The sequence below is a fragment of the Amycolatopsis eburnea genome (genome assembly GCF_003937945.1).
GTDB lineage: Bacteria > Actinomycetota > Actinomycetes > Mycobacteriales > Pseudonocardiaceae > Amycolatopsis > Amycolatopsis eburnea.
Map to the genome: position 1 here is coordinate 546,229 of NZ_RSEC01000060.1, position 17,300 is coordinate 563,528.

13 protein-coding genes are annotated in these 17,300 nt (G+C 72.0%); 5 read left to right on the plus strand and 8 right to left on the minus strand.

The window, feature by feature from the left end:
* The first annotated feature begins 63 nt into the window (after positions 1-63).
* Positions 64-798 (plus strand): hypothetical protein, encoded by a 735-nt coding sequence (locus tag EIY87_RS38220; protein WP_225440303.1) that lies wholly within the window; start codon positions 64-66, stop codon positions 796-798.
* On the opposite strand, the gene EIY87_RS38225 is transcribed toward EIY87_RS38220, so the two are convergent.
* The gene (locus tag EIY87_RS38225) at positions 786-1,508 is read right to left on the minus strand and encodes an AfsR/SARP family transcriptional regulator (protein ID WP_225440304.1); all 723 of its coding nucleotides are present in this window, start codon (positions 1,506-1,508) and stop codon (positions 786-788) included. The two genes, EIY87_RS38220 and EIY87_RS38225, sit on opposite strands and share 13 nt — an antisense overlap.
* A 117-nt stretch (positions 1,509-1,625) precedes the next feature.
* Here EIY87_RS38225 and EIY87_RS38230 point away from each other — a divergent pair, with 117 nt between their 5' ends.
* Positions 1,626-2,336, plus strand: a complete 711-nt coding sequence (locus EIY87_RS38230) for a PP2C family protein-serine/threonine phosphatase (RefSeq protein ID WP_125314812.1) — start codon at positions 1,626-1,628, stop codon at positions 2,334-2,336.
* A gap of 354 nt (positions 2,337-2,690) precedes the next feature.
* Here EIY87_RS38230 and EIY87_RS38235 read toward each other — a convergent pair whose 3' ends face one another.
* The 6 genes from EIY87_RS38235 to EIY87_RS38260 all read right to left on the minus strand — a co-directional run bounded on the left by EIY87_RS38235 (position 2,691) and on the right by EIY87_RS38260 (position 10,314).
* Positions 2,691-3,167: a DUF2127 domain-containing protein gene (locus tag EIY87_RS38235; RefSeq protein WP_125314813.1), complete on the minus strand. Its 477-nt coding sequence runs from the start codon at positions 3,165-3,167 to the stop codon at positions 2,691-2,693.
* 27 nt (positions 3,168-3,194) lie between these two features.
* A complete protein-coding gene (locus EIY87_RS38240) occupies positions 3,195-5,537 on the minus strand; it encodes a GH92 family glycosyl hydrolase (protein WP_225440305.1) in 2,343 nt (780 codons plus the stop codon).
* Positions 5,538-5,622: 85 nt separating this feature from the next.
* Positions 5,623-7,071, minus strand: a complete 1,449-nt coding sequence (locus tag EIY87_RS38245; protein WP_125314814.1) for an amidohydrolase — start codon at positions 7,069-7,071, stop codon at positions 5,623-5,625.
* A 179-nt stretch (positions 7,072-7,250) separates the two neighbouring features.
* The gene (locus EIY87_RS38250) at positions 7,251-8,810 is read right to left on the minus strand and encodes an ABC transporter permease (protein ID WP_125314815.1); all 1,560 of its coding nucleotides are present in this window, start codon (positions 8,808-8,810) and stop codon (positions 7,251-7,253) included.
* Positions 8,807-9,697 (minus strand): ABC transporter ATP-binding protein, encoded by an 891-nt coding sequence (locus tag EIY87_RS38255; protein ID WP_191984418.1) that lies wholly within the window; start codon positions 9,695-9,697, stop codon positions 8,807-8,809. Before EIY87_RS38255 ends, EIY87_RS38250 begins: the two co-directional genes overlap by 4 nt.
* A gap of 2 nt (positions 9,698-9,699) precedes the next feature.
* A complete protein-coding gene (locus EIY87_RS38260) occupies positions 9,700-10,314 on the minus strand; it encodes a TetR/AcrR family transcriptional regulator (RefSeq protein WP_125314817.1) in 615 nt (204 codons plus the stop codon).
* 235 nt (positions 10,315-10,549) lie between these two features.
* Here EIY87_RS38260 and EIY87_RS38265 point away from each other — a divergent pair, with 235 nt between their 5' ends.
* Together EIY87_RS38265 and EIY87_RS38270 are read left to right on the plus strand one after the other, a co-directional pair.
* Complete coding sequence (locus tag EIY87_RS38265) at positions 10,550-13,783, plus strand: S8 family serine peptidase (protein ID WP_125314818.1); 3,234 nt, start codon at positions 10,550-10,552, stop codon at positions 13,781-13,783.
* A 132-nt stretch (positions 13,784-13,915) separates the two neighbouring features.
* Positions 13,916-14,824, plus strand: a complete 909-nt coding sequence (locus EIY87_RS38270) for a glycoside hydrolase family 99 protein (protein ID WP_225440306.1) — start codon at positions 13,916-13,918, stop codon at positions 14,822-14,824.
* A gap of 38 nt (positions 14,825-14,862) precedes the next feature.
* On the opposite strand, the gene EIY87_RS38275 is transcribed toward EIY87_RS38270, so the two are convergent.
* Positions 14,863-16,026, minus strand: a complete 1,164-nt coding sequence (locus tag EIY87_RS38275; protein WP_125314820.1) for an ROK family transcriptional regulator — start codon at positions 16,024-16,026, stop codon at positions 14,863-14,865.
* Between the two features lie 100 nt (positions 16,027-16,126).
* Here EIY87_RS38275 and xylA point away from each other — a divergent pair, with 100 nt between their 5' ends.
* Positions 16,127-17,275, plus strand: coding sequence for a xylose isomerase (gene xylA, locus EIY87_RS38280; protein WP_125314821.1), 1,149 nt, complete (start codon positions 16,127-16,129; stop codon positions 17,273-17,275).
* Positions 17,276-17,300 lie beyond the last annotated feature (25 nt).

Below are 17,300 nucleotides of genomic sequence, written 5' to 3' on the forward strand. Positions count from 1 at the left end.
ATGGAAACCTTCCGTAGCTTGGCGGCGAACGGCGGCAGGGGGCCGCCGGTCAGGGGGTGCACCATGGATCGACGGGACCTGCTCAAGATCGGCGTCGCCACCGTCGCCGGGGCCGTGCTGCTCGAAGGGACCGCTGCCGCCGACACCGGGCTGCCACCGGTCGAGGGCATGCGCGGGGACCGGCGGGCCAACGAACTCTGGTACCAGCTCGACGAAATCTCGCTCTACCACCCGGCGCAGGAAGTCCAGGACGCCTACGCCGTCCTCTTCCCCTTCATCCAGCAGAACGCGCCGGAAGGCCTGTACGAAAAGTGGCGGGCGCTGAGCCTGGAACCGGGTTACCCCGGGAACTACGCCGAGTTCGCCAAGCCCGTCGAACAGCCGCTGCGGACGCTCTCGACCCTGCAGCTGGACAACTTCGACCGCTTCTACCGCGGCGACGAAGCCGGCCTCGCCGGCGCGTTCGCCGCCTTCGGCCAGGGGGTGCTCTTCGACCCGCGGCGGGCGGCCGCCGAGTCGGAGGTGCACACCATGAACGGCGATCCGCCGAACGGGTACCACTTCTGGCACGCCGTCCAGCGCGCGCAGATGGTCCTGGACATCGACCGGCGGCGGTGGGCCGCGCTCGACCCGCTCGTCGGGTTCGCGTGGGCGCTGCAGTCGATCGCGAAACCCGACCACCGGCACGTCAACCCCGGCCTGCCCCGGGAGCAGGTCCGCGCGCTGGCCCGCTACTGGCTGCCCCGCTCGCCGCGGCAGCTGGACCGGGACTTCCGGTCGGCGCCCTACCCCGCCTGAGCCGCCAGCACCCGCTGGTACGCCGCCCGCAGCGCCGGGCCCGGCTCGACGCCCAGCCGGTCGGCGAGCAGCGCGCGGCCGCGGTGGTAGACGTCGATCGCGTCCGCCTGGCGGCCGCTCGCGCAGAGCCCCGCCATGAGCAGGGCCCTCGCGCGTTCCCGCAGCGGGTGTTCGAGGACGAGCGCGGTGGCGTCGGGGACCGCACGCAGGTGGTCGCCCGACGCCACTTCCGCCTCGATCCGGCCTTCCAGCACCGCCAGCCGCAGCTCTTCGAAGCGCGCCGACTCGCCCGCGCGCAACGGCTCGGCGACGTCGGCGAGCACCGGGCCGCGCCACAGCTCCAGCGCGGCGCGGAACGCCTTCGCCGCCGGGCCCGGCCGTCCCGCGCGCAGGTCGTCGTGGCCGGTCCCGGCCAGCCGCTCGAACTCCTCGGCGTCGACCGTGCCGCACGGCGTGAGCAGGTAGCCGCCGCCCGAACGGACGAGCCGGGCGGGCCGGCCGAGCGCGTGGCGCAGGCGGGAAACGTACGTGCACACCTGCGCTTCCACGGTCGAAGGCCGCTCGGCGTCCCACAGCAGGGAAATCAGCCGTTCGTCGGGTACCACCCGGCCGCGGGCCAGCAGCAACGCCGCCAGCAGCGTCCGCGGCTTGCGCCCGCCGAGCGCGGCCGGGCGGCCGTCGGCGCGCGACACCGCCAGCGGCCCCAACATGCGGAACTCCATTGCCCCCACCCCGTTCCCACCGTACGCGGAACCGCACCGGAAAGTCTCAGACGGCCCACAGGTTCGGCGCGGATCATGGTGGTCAGAGGGGATGAGGAGGCCGCGATGATCACCACCCGTCCGGGGTACCCGCGCTGGCACACCGCGAGTGCGCAGGGCCCCCGCTCGCTCAACGCCGACGCCGTCGGGGCCTACGCCGCCGCCGGCGGGCCCGGCGTCGTCTTCGCGCTCGCCGACGGGGTCGGCGACGACCCGGCCGCCGCACGGGCCGCCCGCGCCGCCGCCGCGGCCGCCGCGCGGACTCCGGTCCACAAAGGACCAGTCGAGGCCGTGCTCGCCGCCCAGCGCGCCGTCCGCGAGCAGGCGGGCGGGGACGCCGTGCTCGTCGTCGCGATGCCGGCCGCGCACGGCGGCTACCGCATCGCCTGGGTCGGCGACGCCCGCGCGTACTCCTGGGACGGCACCACGCTCTCGCGGCTGACCACCGACCACACCCTCGCGGAGTACTTCCGCGCCCGCCACCAGCCGGTGACGCCGCGCATGGAGCACGTCGTCACGACCAGCGTCCGCACCACCGAAGCGGACGAGATCGGCACGGCGGAGACCACGAGCACGGGCCTGCTGCTGACCAGCGACGGCATCCACAAGCCGCTCGCCGGCGGCGGCATCCGCGCCGTGCTGGCCCAACCGGGCGCGGGTGCCGCGGAACTCGTCGAAGCGGCGCTGGCCCGCGGCGGCTCGGACAACGCGACCGCCATCTACGTCGAACCCCTGGAGGCCGACGTCACGACGGTGCGATTTCCCGTCGCCGCGTGAGCCCGGTTAGTGCGGTGACCACGAAGGTTCACCGGGGCGGGGCCCTGGGGTGGTGAGGCCGGCCTGTCGAACGGCCTCGTGCCGATCTCCGTCGTCAGACGGGAACGGCCGGCTCACCGCTCACAACGGCCAACTCGTGCACCGGAACGGCCAACTCGCCGGCAGGCGGGTGAGTTGGCCGTTCGGGTCGGTGCGTTGGCCCTTCCGGTTGGTGAGTTGGCCGCCGGGGTTGTTGTGGTCGGTGCTGCCGAGGGGGCGGGGAGGCCAGTGTGGCGGGTTCGCTTGCGCCCCAATGTGGCGTTCGGTGCGTTGAACGCACCGAACGCCACATTGGGTGCGTTCCCGGTCATCGCACTAGCCGCGTTTGAGCTGCCGGTACTCGCGCAGCACGAGGACGATGATCACAACGTCGAGCGCGGCGAAGAACGGCAGCGCGATCGAGTGGGTGTGCACGGCCCGGAAGATCTCGTAGACCACGAAGGCGGCGAGGACGACGGCCGCCACCGGGTAGGCGCGGACGATCTTCCGGGCCAGCGCCCACACCAGGCCGAGCTTGATGAGCCCGTGGGCGAGCAGGTAGGCGACGGCGAACGTCTTGGTGTCGCCGTTCAGGAAGTTCTCCGTCGCCGACTGGAGGTGCCGCGCGAGCGTGCCCGACGGGTCGCCGAGCAGGTCGCGGGTGATCACCGCGTGGGTGAACCCGCTGACGGCCGCGGCCGGGATGAACGCGAGGATCAGGGCCCCGACGACCTGCAGCGCGCCGTCGAGGCCCTTGATCGCGATGGCGACCCGGAAGAACTTCTCGGTCGCCGTGGCTTTCGCTTCCGTCATGCCACCCAGCTCAGCACAAAGCGCAGGTCAGCGCACCTGGGACAGAGCGGGCGGAACGGACTTCGTGCCCCACGTCGTGGGGGTGTCGCTCAGCGAAAACCGGATCTTGCCGGCGCGGAGCAGGTCCGTGTGGGAGATCCAGCTGCGGTCGTAGCCCCGCGACCCGATCCGGACGTCCTGGGTGTACTGCAGCTTCGCCGCGCTCGCGCCGGGCGCCTCGATCTCGATCTCGCGGCCGCCCGCCGGGTGGATCTCGACCTTCTCGAACATCGGCGTGCTCAGCAGGTACGTCCCGGAGCCGGGCTGGGCTTCGAAGACGCCGGTCATGCCGAAGACGAGCCACGACGAGATGGTGCCGAGGTCGTCGTTGCCGGGCATGCCGTACGGCGTGTCGGTGAACAGCGTCCGCGCCGCGCGCAGCACGGCCGAGGTCTTCCAGGGCGCGCCCGTCCAGCTGTACATCCAGGGCGCGTGCAGGTCGGGCTCGTTGTTCGGGTTGAAGGCGAAGTTGTTGTGGTAGTCGTACGCGCCGTGGACCCAGGAGTCCTTGGCGGCCTTCGCCGGGTCGGTGAGCAGCAGCGGCGTGTCGAAGAAGGTGTCGAGCCGCTTCTCCGCCTGCGCCGGGCCGCCCATCAGGCCGAACAGCTTCGCCGTGTCCTGCTGGGCGAGCCACTGGTACTGCCACGGCGTTCCCTCGTGGAAGCCGGTCGACTGCGCCGGGTCGGGGTCGCCGACGCCGGTGCCGTCCGCCGCGCGGGTGCGCGGGAAACCGGTGAAGCCGTGGGATTCGACGCCGGTGTCCCACAGCTTCGCGAAGTTGCCGCAGCGGGCGGACAGCGTCGCGGCCTTGTCCCGGTAGCCCAGCCCGGACGCCATGGTCGACAGCGCGCAGTCGGCGAGGGCGTACTCGAGGGTCGCCGAGCCGGCCTGGCGGGTGTCGCCGTAGGTGTAACCCGGGAGGTCCTGGTACCCGATCCAGCCGTTCTTCACGTACGTCGGGTTGCCGTCGCGGCCGCGGAAGATCGACTGGTCGGCCGGGACCTCGTTGGCGTTGCGCCACAACGCGTCGAAGAGCTGACGCGCGGTCCGGTCGTCCAGGATGCCGCGGCGGTAGTTGTCGACCACCCACGGCGTGACGGGGTCGCCGCTCATCACGTTCGTCTCGCCGCCGCCCAGCGCCCAGCGCGGGACCCAGCCGCCGTCCTGGTAGATCTTGAGGACGGACTTGGTCATGTCCGCCGCCTTGTCCGGGTGTAGGAGCGCGACCAGCTGGTTCTGCGACCGGTAGGTGTCCCAGAGCGAGAACATCTGGTAGTACGTGTCCCGGCTGCGGTGCACGGCGTCGTCGAAGCCGCGGTACGAACCGTCCACATCGGACCCGACGGACGGGTGCAGCAGCGACCGGTACAGCGCGCTGTAGTACGTGCGCTGGTCGGCGGTCGTCCCGCCGGCGACGCGCATCCGGTTCAGCTCGGCTTGCCAGGTGTCGTGCGCCTGCTTTTCGGCCTTGTCGAACGACTGGGGCTGCTCGGCCGCGCGGTTCAGCCGGGCGCCGTCGATCGAGGTGTACGACAGGCCGACGGAGGCGCCGACCTGGCTCTTGTCGCTGCCGAAGGTGAGCCACGCGCCGGTGCGCTGGGACCCGAGCTTGGCGTCGCGCTGGTTCGGGGTCAGCTTCGAGTCGGTCCAGGTGCCGAAGCCGGTGAACTCGCGGTCGAACTTCGCGCTGAAGAAGACCTTGTAGCGCTCCTTCTGCGTCTCCCAGCAGAAGTTGCCGCCCTGCAGCCAGCCCTCGACGGTGTCGTCGCCGACGACGTGGACGTCCCCGGCGTAGGTGTAGCCGTTGCTCTCGCCGACCTCGATGAGGACGTTCTGGCTCGCACCGTCCGGGAAGGTGTAGCGGTGCTGGCCGGTGCGCTGGGTGGCGGTCAGCTCGGCTTCGACGCCGTTGCCGAGCTTGACGCCGTAGTACCCGGGCCGTCGCGTCTCGTCGGCGTGGCTGAACTTCGCGCCGTACTGCGCGGGATCGCTGCTGGTCACGGCGCCGGTGGTGGGCATGAAGCGGAAGTTGCCCATCGTCTGGCAGCCGACCCCGGAGAGGTGGGTGTGGCTGAAGCCGAGGGTCGTGTCCTGGGCGTAGTCGTAGGACGCGTACTTCTTGAGCTGGGTGTCCGGGGACAGCTGCACCATCCCGAAGGGGGTGGTGGCGCCCGGGAACGTGGTGCCGTCCCCGTTGTTGCCGATCGAGGTGTCGACGAGCGTGGTGGGGTCGTCGGCGAACCTCGGCCCGGCGGCTTGGGCGGGGGTCGCGAGGGCCATCGTCGTGGCTCCGGCGAGCAAGGTGGCAAGGACGCGCGTCCGCGCTCTCATCCGTGTCCTCCTGACAACGTTGTCACATCAACGGTGGGATCCTTTCCGTTGTCCGGTGGACATTGCAAGCCCCGAACGAAGGGGGTCAGATCTGGTGCGTGACGTGCCCGTCGAGGATGGTCGCCGTCACCGGGAGGTTCCGCAGGTCCGACGGCGAGAGCGCCGACGGGTCCGTCGCCGTCACCATCAGGTCCGCGACGTCCCCCACGGCCACGCCGCGGCGGCCGCCCGAGGACGAAGCCAGCGCGTCGGCGAACGGGATCGACTGCTCCGGGTGCCACGGCGGGCGGTCGTCGTCGGTGCGGGCGACCGCCGAGGCGATGCCGTCCCACGGGTCGAGGGGCGCGACCGGCGCGTCCGAGCCGAACTCCAGGCGGGCACCCGACTCCAGCAGCGAACGGTACGAGAACGCGCGCGAAGTCCGGCCGTGCCAGTGGCGGTCGGCCACGTCCCGGTCGTCCGGCTGGTGGGCGGGCTGGACCGACGCCACCAGGCCCAGGGCGGCGAACCGCGGGATGTCGGCCGGCGCGAGCAGCTGGGCGTGCTCGACGCGGCCCGGGCAGCCGATCTCCTCGAAGGCGTCCAGCGCGATCGTGTTGGCGTGGTCGCCGATCGCGTGCACCGCCGGGAGCAGGCCGTGGTCGAAAGCGCGGCGCATCAAGGGAAGCAGCTCGGCGGGCGGGAGTTCGAGCAGGCCCGGTGACTCGCTGCCCGGGTAGGGGTCGTGGCAATAAGCCGTGCGCGTGTTGAGGGAGCCGTCCACGAAGAGCTTGAACGGGCCGACCGTCAGGCGCCCGTCCGCGTCCGGGAGGACGTCGCCCGTGCGGTGGCCGCGCTCGATGGTCTGGTCCAGCAGGTGTTTCGCGATCACGCACGCAACCCGGGTCGACGGCGTGCCGCGGCGGGTCCAGTCCGCCACCGTGTCCGCGTACTCGTAGTCGACGATCTGCGTCACGCCGCGAGCCGCCGCGGCGGCGAGGGCTTCCGCGACCCAGGCGTCCTGGGTGTCGATCGACGCCGTCGGGAGCTGGGCCGTCGCGCTCATGCAGTCGGCCTCCAGCAGGACGCCGGTCGGGTGGTCGCGGCCGATCAGCTTCAGTGCCGCCGGGCTCAGCCAGAGCGTGTGGAGGTCCGCGCTGAACAACGCGACCGCGCGGCCGGGCAGCGCGCGCTGCAGCAGGTCCTTGTGCGGCAGGTCCGGCCACAGCCCGTCGCGGAAACCCGCGCCCACCACCAGCTCCGACTGCGGGGCCGGCGTCGCCAGCAGGTGCGCCAGCAGCAGCTCGATCGCCTCCGCGGCCGACCGGGCCGCGTCCAGGGGGATGCGGCGGCGGAAGGTCGCCCACTGCACGACGTGGACGTGCGCGTCCACCAAACCCGGCAGCAGCGTGCCGCCGTGACCGTCGACGACCCGCGCGGCGAACCCGGGCGCCCCCGGCTCGGTGATCGCCGTGACGCGGCCGTCGTTCACCCGTACGTCCGCGAGCTCGCCGCCGAGCCCGGGGCGCACGCGGCGCAGCAGGAGATCATCCATGCCGCTTACCTTGCCAGCCGGACCCGTCCGGGTGAAGCACGGCTTGAGAGGGGAAATATCGGGGTACTAGCCAGTGTTGGAAAAGATGGCAGCCGTCGCCCGCCGAAGGGTCAGGGCCGGTCCATGGGCGCCGCCTTCACAAGCCGCGCAGGGTTCGACTCCCTCGGTTGCCGCTCGAGTTATCCGACCGGGATGTCCCGGCGCCGCAACGCGATCAGGCCGACGGCGCCGGCGGCGCCCGCGATCAGGACCAGCCACAGCACCGGAACCGCCGAGAACGTGCCACCCGGCAGGCGCGCCAAGTGCTGGAACGGCGAGATCCCCAGCACCGCCGGGCTCCACCGCAACGCCGTACCCACCAGCGACAGCAGCAGGAACGCGCCCAGCAGCCCCCACGCCGCCGCGGCGAAACGCGGGGCGAGACCGATCAACGCCGCCGCCAGGCCGGCCAGTACCCACACCGCCGGCAGCTGCGCGAGCGCCGCCGGGACCAGCGACGCGCCCGTTCCGTACGCCGCGCCGGTCGCCAAACCCGTGACCGCCAGCAAGACCGCCGAACCCAGCACCGCGATCAGCCCGTGCGCCGCCGCCCAGCCGAGCCGGCCGACCGCCGTCGCCAGCACCGGCTCCGCGCGGCCCGCCGCCTCCTCGGCACGCAGCTTCAGCGTCGCCTGCACCGCGTACCCCGCCGCCGCCAGGCCGAACAGCGTCATCGTGCCCGCCAGGTACGCGTCGGTCACCGCGCCCCCGCCGCCCACGCGGGAGAACACCTCCGCGACGGCCGGGTTGTCGCGCATCATGCCCGCGACGTTCTTGGCGACCCCGCCCATCAGCAGCCCGACCAGCGCGAGGCAGCCGGTCCAGACCACGAGCGTCCCCCGCTGCAGCCGCCAAGCCAGCGCCCACGGCGAGCGCAGGGACGCCTTCGCCGTCGCCCGGCCCGGCCGCGCCGGGAGCAGCGCCGCACCCAGATCTCGCCGCGCGGAGAGCAGGACCGCCGCCGCGAAGAGCAACGCCGTCGCGAAAACGCCCAGCGCGAGGACCCACCACCGCTCGCCCGCGAACGGCCGCAGCCGGTGCGCCCAGCCGATCGGCGACAGCCACGACAGCCAGCCCGCCGGGCCGCTGTCGCCGGCCGCGCGCAGCAGGAACGCCAGGACGAGCCCGCCGATCCCGATCCCCCGCGCGCCGCTCGCGCCCCACGTCAGCTGCGCCGCGACCGCGCCGACCCCGGCGAACACCCAGCCGCACAAGGAAAATCCCAGCCCCAGCGCGAACGCGCCCGCCGCCGGGACGCCCTGCGCGGACAGCCCGGCACCCACGAGCACCCCGTACGCCAGGCACGCCCCGCAGGCGGCGATGACCGCGGCCGCCAGACCCGCGTGCCGCCCGACGACGGTCGCGCCGGTCAGTTCCCGGCGGCCGGCCTCCTCCTCGGTCCGGGTGTGCCGGATCACCGTGAGCAGCGCGATCAGCCCGGCCACGACCGGGACGAACCCGCACTGCCACGCCAGCAGGTTCCCCACCGAGGAGCCGTAGAGCGGACCGTTGCGGACCACGAACGTCGCACTCGACGCGTTCAGGTCGTAGAAGTGCTGTCGCGAAGCCTCGTCCGGGTACGCGGCTTCGATCGACGACAGGTACCCCATCGGCGCCGCCGTCAAGGCGATGATCCACAGCGGCAGCAGCAGCCGGTCGCGGCGGAGCACCAGCCGCAGCAGCGCGAAGGTCCCGGTCATCGCGCCGGCTCGTAGTGGCGGAGGAACAGCTCCTCGAGCGTCGGCGGCCGGCTGACCAGGTTCCGCAGCCCGGCTTCGGCCAGGTGCCGCATCACGTCGTCCAGCGCGGGCTGGTCGACGGACAGGTGGACGTGCGAGCCGTACGTGCCCAGGTCGTGGACGCCCGGCAGCGCCCCCAGGTCCGCCGGCACGTGCGCGAGCGAGGCGTCGATCGTGATCCGGCCGAGGTGCCGCAGCTCGTCGAGGGTGCCCGACTCGACGGTGCGGCCGGCCCGGATGATCGTGACACGGTCGCACAGCGCCTCGACCTCGGACAGGATGTGCGAAGAGAGCAGTACTGTCCGGTCGCCGCGGGCCCGTTCCTCCTCGACGACCTGCCGGAACGCCTCCTCCATCAGCGGGTCGAGCCCGGACGTCGGTTCGTCGAAGATCAGCAGCTCCACATCGGACGCCAGCGCCGCGACGAGCGCGACCTTCTGCCGGTTGCCCTTCGAGTACGTCCGGCCCTTCTTCCGCGGGTCGAGGTCGAACCGTTCGATCAGCTCCGCGCGCCGCTTGGCGTCGAGACCGCCGCGCAGCCGGCCGAGGAGGTCGATGACCTCGCCCCCGGTGAGGTTGGGCCAGAGCGTGACGTCGCCCGGCACGTACGCGAGCCGCCGGTGCAGCCGCGTCGCGTCGGCCCACGGGTCGCCGCCGAGCAGGGTGGCGCGGCCGCCGTCGGCGCGCATCAGCCCGAGCAGGACGCGGATCGTCGTGGTCTTGCCGGCGCCGTTGGGCCCGAGGAAGCCGTGCACCTCGCCGGTGTGGACGGTCAGGTCGAGCCCGTCGAGGGCCCTCGTCCGGCCGAACGCCTTGGTGAGGCCGTCGGCGGTGATCGCTTCGGCCATCGTCATCCCTTCCGTTCGTAGGCGGCCAGCGCTTCGCGGGCCTTTTCGAGGGTTTCGCCGTCGCCGAGCGGGTTGAGGAACAGGTGCCCGGCGGCCAGGGACATGCGCAGCATCGCCTCGTGCGTGCCCGGCTCCTCGCCGAGCGCGCGGGCGACGTGGTCCTGCAGGATCATCAGCCCGCCGGTCATCGCGGCGAGCGCGGCGGCGACGCCCCGCGGGTCGGGCATGTCCATGCCCTGCTCCCGGAAGTAGCGCTCGGTGCCGTCGACGATCTCGGTGAACTGGGCGGCGGCGGCTTCGGAGCCGTCGATCAGCGCGCGCCCCAGGTACCGGCGGTAGAGCAGCTGGCGGGCGTCGAACGACGGGAGGAACCCCGGGTTCGCGGCCCCCTTCGCCAGCACGTCCTCCTTGAACTTGAGCAGCTCGTCGAAGACGTACGCGTCGCAGGCCTCGCGCAGGCCGTCCTTCGAGCCGAAGTGGTGGCGGATGAGCCCGCCCGACACCCCGGCCGCCTCGGCGATGTCCAGGATCGACGTCTTTTCCATGCCGCGGGCGGTGAACAGCCGGATGGCGGCGTCGCGGATCCGGGCCCGCGCGGTGAGGTCTTCGGTGCTCATGCCCGTCCTATACGTACGTGTAGCAAACTACACGAGAATGTAGTCCCCTATACGCACGTATAGCAAGGCCGCACTTTCACGTGAAAGTGCGGCTTCGGGTTACCGCCTAACCGGTCAGCCGGTTAGGCCATTCGGCTCGCAACCAATTGCGGTCTTTGGGCTAACTGTCTTATTGCTGACGAAGATCCCACACGGTGTACTGCTCGGACGCACATCTTCACGAAGGGTCGTTTCAGTGACACAGCACAGATCGCGCTGGAGACGGCGGGCCGGGATCACCGTCCTCGCCACCGCACTCGGCGCCTCCGTCCTCGGCGTCGCCGTTCCCGTGGCGTCCGCCCAGCCGGCCCCGCCCACCTCGGGCGCGGCCGACGGCAAGACCCTCGACGAGCACGACCGCGCACTCGTCGCCGAGGCCGAGAAGGCCGGCAAGCCCGACGTCACGCTGCTGATCGCGGCGGAAAAGGGCCAGACCGGTGCCGCCGTCAACGAGCTCAAGGCCCTCGGCGGCGTCGTCCAGTCCACCGACACCAAGCTCGACTACGTCAAGGTCACCGTCCCCACGGACAAGGCCGAGAAGGCCGCGAAGCTCAAGTCCGTGAACGCCGTCGACGTCGACGGCCTGATCATGCGCGACGACCCGAAGCCCGACGGCGCGACCACCCCGCTGCCGCAGCCGGCCCCGGGCAAGGACACCCCGCGCGTCAACCCGTACCTGCCGACCGGGGACACCTACGCGGCGCAGTTCGGCCAGGTCCTGCCCAACTGGGACGGCAAGGACACCACGGTCGCGGTGCTCGACTCCGGCGTCGACCTCGACTCCCCCGCGCTGGCCACCACCAGCCACGGCGAACGCAAGATCGTCGACTGGTACAACGCCAACGCCACCAACTCCGGTGACGGCACCTGGGTCAAGCAGTCCACGCAGACCTACACCGGCACCTTCACCGCGAACGGCAAGAGCTGGACGGCCCCGGCGACCGGCGGCCCGTACACCTTCGGCGTGTTCGGCGAGACCGCGGGCGACCTGGGCGCCGCGGACAGCGAGACCGGCGGCGACATCAACCGCGACGGCGACCGCGCCGACTCGTGGGGCGTGCTGCTCGACCCGGCGACCAAGGAGGTCCGGGTCGACCTCAACGGCAACGGCGACTTCACCGACGAGAAGCCGATGACCGACTACGCCAAGAAGTACGACGTCGGCTTCTTCGGCACCGACAACCCGGCCACGGACATCGCCGAGCGGATGGCGTTCGTGGTCCAGACCGACAAGCCGGGTTACGTCGGCATCGGCATCGCCGGCGCCGAGCACGGTTCGCACGTCGCCGGCATCGCGACCGGCAACGACCTCTTCGGCGGCAAGATGGACGGTGCGGCCCCCGGCGCGAAGGTGCTGGCGGTCAAGGTCTGCCTCACCGGCAGCGCGTGCACCTCGTCGGGCCTGATCGACGGTGTCGTCTACGCGGCCAGCCACGGCGCCGACGTCATCAACATCTCGATCGGCGGCCTGCCGGCGCTCAACGACGGCAACAACGCCCGCGCGGAGCTCTACAACCGCACGATCGCCGAGTACAACGTCCAGATCTTCATCTCGGCGGGCAACAGCGGCGCCGGGGCGAACACCGTCGGCGACCCGTCGGTGGCCACGGACGCGATCTCGGTCGGCTCGTACATCACCAAGGAGACCTGGCTGTCGAACTACGGCTCGGTCACCGCGAACGCCGAGTCGCTGCACCCGTTCTCCTCGCGCGGCCCGCGTGAGGACGGCGGCTTCAAGCCGGACATCATCGCGCCCGGCGCGGCGATCGCCACCACCCCGCGCTGGGAGGCGCCGGGCCCGGTGGCCGGGACGTACACCCTGCCCGCCGGTTACGCCATGCTGCAGGGCACGTCGATGGCGGCGCCGCAGGCGACCGGCGCGGCGGCGCTGCTGGTGAGCGCGTACAAGGCGACGCACCAGGGCCAGCGGCCGCCGGTGGCGCAGCTGCGCGCGGCGATCAAGTCGACCGCGCGGTTCGTGCCGGGCATCAGCGCGTACGCCCAGGGCGCGGGGCTGTTCAACGTCCCGGCCGCGTTCGTCGCGCTGTCGCTGAACCCGAAGCCGGACGCCGTCTCGACGTCGGTCGAGGTGCACACGGCGCTGTCGAACCTGCTGGCGACGCCGAACACGGGCGTGGGCATCCACGACCGCGAAGGCGTGACCACGGGCAAGGCCTACACCCGGACCTACACGATCACCCGCACCACGGGCTCGGCGCAGCCGGTGCCGTACTTCGCGCGGTGGACGGGCAACGACGGCACGTTCTCGTCGAAGTCCACGGTGGTCCTGCCGCTGAACACGCCGGTGAAGTTCGACGTCAAGGTGAACCCGAAGACCGCGGGCGCCCACTCGGCGCTGCTGTACCTGGACAACCCGCTGACCGTCGGCATCGACGTGCAGACCCTCAACACGGTCTTCGCGCCGCAGGAGTTCACCGCCGACAAGGGCTTCCAGGTCGACGTGGCCGGCAAGATCGCCCGCAACCAGGCGACCAGCTACTTCGTGCGGGTGCCGCAGGGCGCCAGCGCGCTGAAGGTGGACCTGGACGCCGGCGCCGGCGCGCCGGGCAAGAGCCAGGTGCGCTTCCTGCGCTACGACCCGACCGGTGTCCCGGCCGAGGCCAGCACGTCCACGACGTACTGCTACCTCCCCGACGCGGGTGCCGGCTGCCCCGGTGGCACGCCGACCAGCCGCACGATCGCCAACCCGCTCCCGGGCGTGTGGGAGATCGTCGTCGAGGCGCGCCGGACGTCCGACGTGGCCGACGCGGCGTACAAGCTGTCGGCTTCGGTGCTGGGCACGGCGATCTCGCCGAACCCGGACACGATCGCGTCGGCCACGCTGAACACGCCGATCGCGCGGTCCTACACCGTGACGAACACGCTCGGCGGGTTCACCGGCAAGCTGAACGGCGCCACGCTGGGCAGCGCGAAGGTGGCGCGGCCGTCGATCGGCGAGGGCGCGCAGCAGCAGTACCAGATCGCGGTGACGCCGGGCTCGACGTCGCTGACGGCCACGATCGGCAAGACGTCCGACGTCGGCGCCGACCTGGACCTGGTGCTGTACAACTGCACGACCGGCTCCTGCGTGCAGGCGGCGGTCAGCGCGGACGGTGACTCCGAGGAGTCGGTGACCGTGGCCAACCCGGCCGCGGGCGTCTGGGTCGCGCTGGTCGACGGGTACGCGGTGCCCTCGGGCACGACCGAGTTCGACTACCTCGACGTCTTCACCAACCCGGGCTTCGGTTCGGTCGCGGTGACCGACGCCAACGCGGCGCACGCGTCGGGCAGCTCGTGGACGGTGCCGGCGACGGTGACCGCCACGGCGGCCCCGGCCGCGGGCCGCACCCTGCGCGGTCAGCTGACCGTGCAGACCGACACCGGTGTCACGGTCGGCTCCTCGCTGGTGCTGATCAACGCGGTGAGCTAGTCCCGCTCAACGGAAACCGCCCCGGGTGCGCCCGGGGCGGTTTTCGCTGTGTTTGGTGGGTTTCCGACGCAAGTTTGCGTATGTGCGGTGAAGTCTTGCCGTGTTTCGGCGCGTGCCCGTATGGTCGGGACCATGCGCCGGCTGTCTTCCCGGACCCAGTTGTTCTACTACCCGTGGTACGGCGGCGGTTCCACCGGCTACCGGCACTGGACGCAGGGCGGCCACACACCGCCGTCCGACATCGGCGCGAACTTCTACCCGGTGCTGGGGCCGTACGACTCCGGCGATTTCTCCGGCGCGGTCGAACAGCACATGCGCTGGATCGAGCAGTCCGGCGCCGGGGTGATCGTGTACAGCTGGTGGGGCCAAGGGTCCTATGAGGACGGTCTGGCGGCCGGCGTGCTGGAAGCCGCGGCCCGGCACGGGATCAAGGTCGCGTGGCACCTCGAGCCGTACAGCGGCCGGACGGCGGCGTCCACTGTGGCCGATGTGAACTACCTCTTGGGCCGGTACGGTGCGAGCCCCGCGTTCTACGTCTTCGAAAGCTTGCGGATCACCGACTGGACGGCGCTGGACCAGGTGCGCTCGTCGGCGATCGTGCTGGCGCAGACGACCGACACGAGCAAGGTCGCGCACTTCGGCGGGATGTACACCTACGACGCGATCGCCGGGGCCACCGCGCCGGGCTGGCGCGAGGCCGGGGCGTACTGCGAGGCGAACGGGCTCGTGTGGGCGCCTTCGGTGGGTCCGGGGTACGTCGACGACCGCGCGGTGCCGGGCAACACGACCCCGACACTGGCGCGGGACAACGGCGCGACCTACGACCGCGAGTGGCAGAACGCGCTTTCTTCCCAGGCGGACTGGGTTTCGGTGACGTCGTTCAACGAGTGGCACGAGGGGTCGGTCATCGAGCCCGCGCGGTCTTCGCCGCCCGCCGCGGGGTACGAGACGTTCGCCGGGGCCTACGGGACGTCGGGGACGGCCTCGGAAACCGCTTACCTGGACCGGACCCGCTACTGGGCGGCGCAGGTCGCCTCCTGAGGTGCCGGACCGGCCCGGCTTCGCCGAGGCCCTGGCGCTTACGCCTCCTGAGCCCGGCTGACGAACGGCGCCGGGTCGGCGAGCACGCGGTGCACGACCCGGCCCGCCGCCCCCAGCGTCGCCGCGTCGCCACCGAGACGTGACGCGGTCAGCACCGGCGGCGCGCCGCGGAGGCCGCCGAGGCGGGTGGCGAGCACCTCCGACACCGGTCCGGACAGCCACGGGTACAGCTGGGTGAACACCCCGCCCAGCACGACGCGGTCGAGGTCCAGGAGGTTCACCGCCGACGTCAGGGCGATGCCGAGGGCCTTCCCCGCGGCCTCGCACGCTTCCCGCGCCGCGCGGTCGCCATCCGCCAGCGCGGCCACGAACGCGGGCAGCGTCGGCGCGTTTCCGGCCGCCAGCAACGCTTCCTGGCCCGCGAAGGTCTCCAGGCAGCCGTTCCCGCCGCAGCGGCAGAGCGGGCCCTGGGGCGCGACGACGACGTGGCCCAGCTCGCCGGCAAGGCCGCGGGCACCGGCGAACAGCGTGCCGTCGACGACCAGGCCGGCGCCGATGCCGACTTCGCCGGAGACGTAGAGGAAGTCGCGTTCGCCGTCGCCGTACCAGAGCTCGCCGAGGGCCGCGAGGTTCGCTTCGTTGTCCAGCTCGACCGGGATCGGCAGGCGCAGCAGGTCGGCCGGGCGGACGTCCTGCCAGCCGAGGTTGGGGGCGCTGAAGAGGACGCCGTCGCCGACCGGGCCGGACACCGCGAGCACCGCGCCCGCGACCTCGAGGCCGAGCCGGTGGGCCTCGGCGAGCGCCTCGGTGGCGAGCGCCTGCAGCTCCCCCAGGACCTTCTTCGGCCGCGAGCCGCGGTTGTCGCGCTCGCGGCGGGCGGCGAACCGGACGCCGCCGGTGAGGTCGAGCACGCGCCCGGCGAGGTAGTCGACGTTGATTTCGAGCCCGAGCGACGCCACGCGAGCCCCGCTGAGCACGACCGCCACGCCGGGGCGGCCGCGTTCGCCCGCCCGGGCCGGGCCGGTTTCGGCGAGCAGCCCCGCGTCGACCAGGTCGCCGACCAGCTTGCTCACCGTGGACTTGGTCAGGCCGGTGACCTCGGCGAGCGCGGCGCGGGTCAGCGCGCCGCCGCGGTGGACCGCGCCCAGCACCACCTCGAGGTTGCGGGCGCGCATCTCCTCGTGCCGCACGGCCTGGGTCATCTCGTCCCCTCCTGCTGTGCACTTTAACCGGCCCCCTTGACGCCCGGGATCCCCTCGGCGCATATTTAGTCTACATCGTGAACTAAATGAAGGGATCGTCATGAGCGACTACGCCCCCCGGCCGGCCGACAAGTTCACCTTCGGCCTCTGGACCGTGGGCTGGCCGGCGAACGACCCGTTCGGGGTCGCGACACGGCCGCCGCTGGACCCGGTGGAGAGCGTCCACCGGCTGGCGGAGCTGGGCGCGTACGGCGTGACCTTCCACGACGACGACCTGCTGGCCACCGAACCCGACCGCGACAAGGCGATCGAGGCGTTCCGCAAGGCGCTGGCCGAGACCGGCCTGAAGGTGCCGATGGCGACGACGAACCTGTTCACCCACCCGGTGTTCAAGGACGGCGGCCTGACCAGCAACGACCGCGACGTCCGCCGCTACGCGCTGCGCAAGGTCCGCCGCAACATCGACCTGGCGGCCGAGCTCGGCGCGGAGACGTACGTGGTGTGGGGTGGCCGCGAGGGCGCGGAGTCCGACGGCGCGAAGGACGTCCGCGCGGCGCTGGCCCGCTACAAGGAGGGCCTCGACCTGCTGGCGGACTACGTCGTGGAGAAGGGCTACTCGCTGCGGTTCGCGCTGGAGCCGAAGCCGAACGAGCCCCGCGGCGACATCCTGCTGCCGACGATCGGCCACGCGCTGGGCTTCATCTCGCAGCTGGCGCGGCCGGAGATGTTCGGGCTGAACCCGGAGGTGGGGCACGAGCAGATGGCGGGCCTGAACTTCGTGCACGGCATCGCGCAGGCGCTGTGGCAGGGCAAGCTGTTCCACATCGACCTGAACGGCCAGCACGGCCCGAAGTACGACCAGGACCTGATCTTCGGCCACGGCGACGTGAAGAGCGCGTTCTTCCTGGTGGACCTGCTGGAGAACGGCGGCTACGAGGGCCCGCGCCACTTCGACTACAAGCCGCTGCGCACGGAGGACCCCTCGGACGTCTGGGTCTCGGCGGCGGCGAACATGCGGACGTACCTGATCCTGAAGGAGAAGGCGGCGAAGTTCCGGTCCGACCCCGAGGTGGCCGAGGCGTTGGCGGCTTCGCGGGTCCCGGACCTGTCGACGCCGACGCTGGCGCCGGGCGAGACGTTCGACGACGTCCTGAACGACGACTTCGACCTGGACGCGGCGGCCGAGCGCGGGTACCACTTCACGCGGCTCAACCAGCTGGCTCTGGAGCACCTGCTCGGCGTGCGCTGAAAAGCCGTGAAGGCCTCCTTACCGG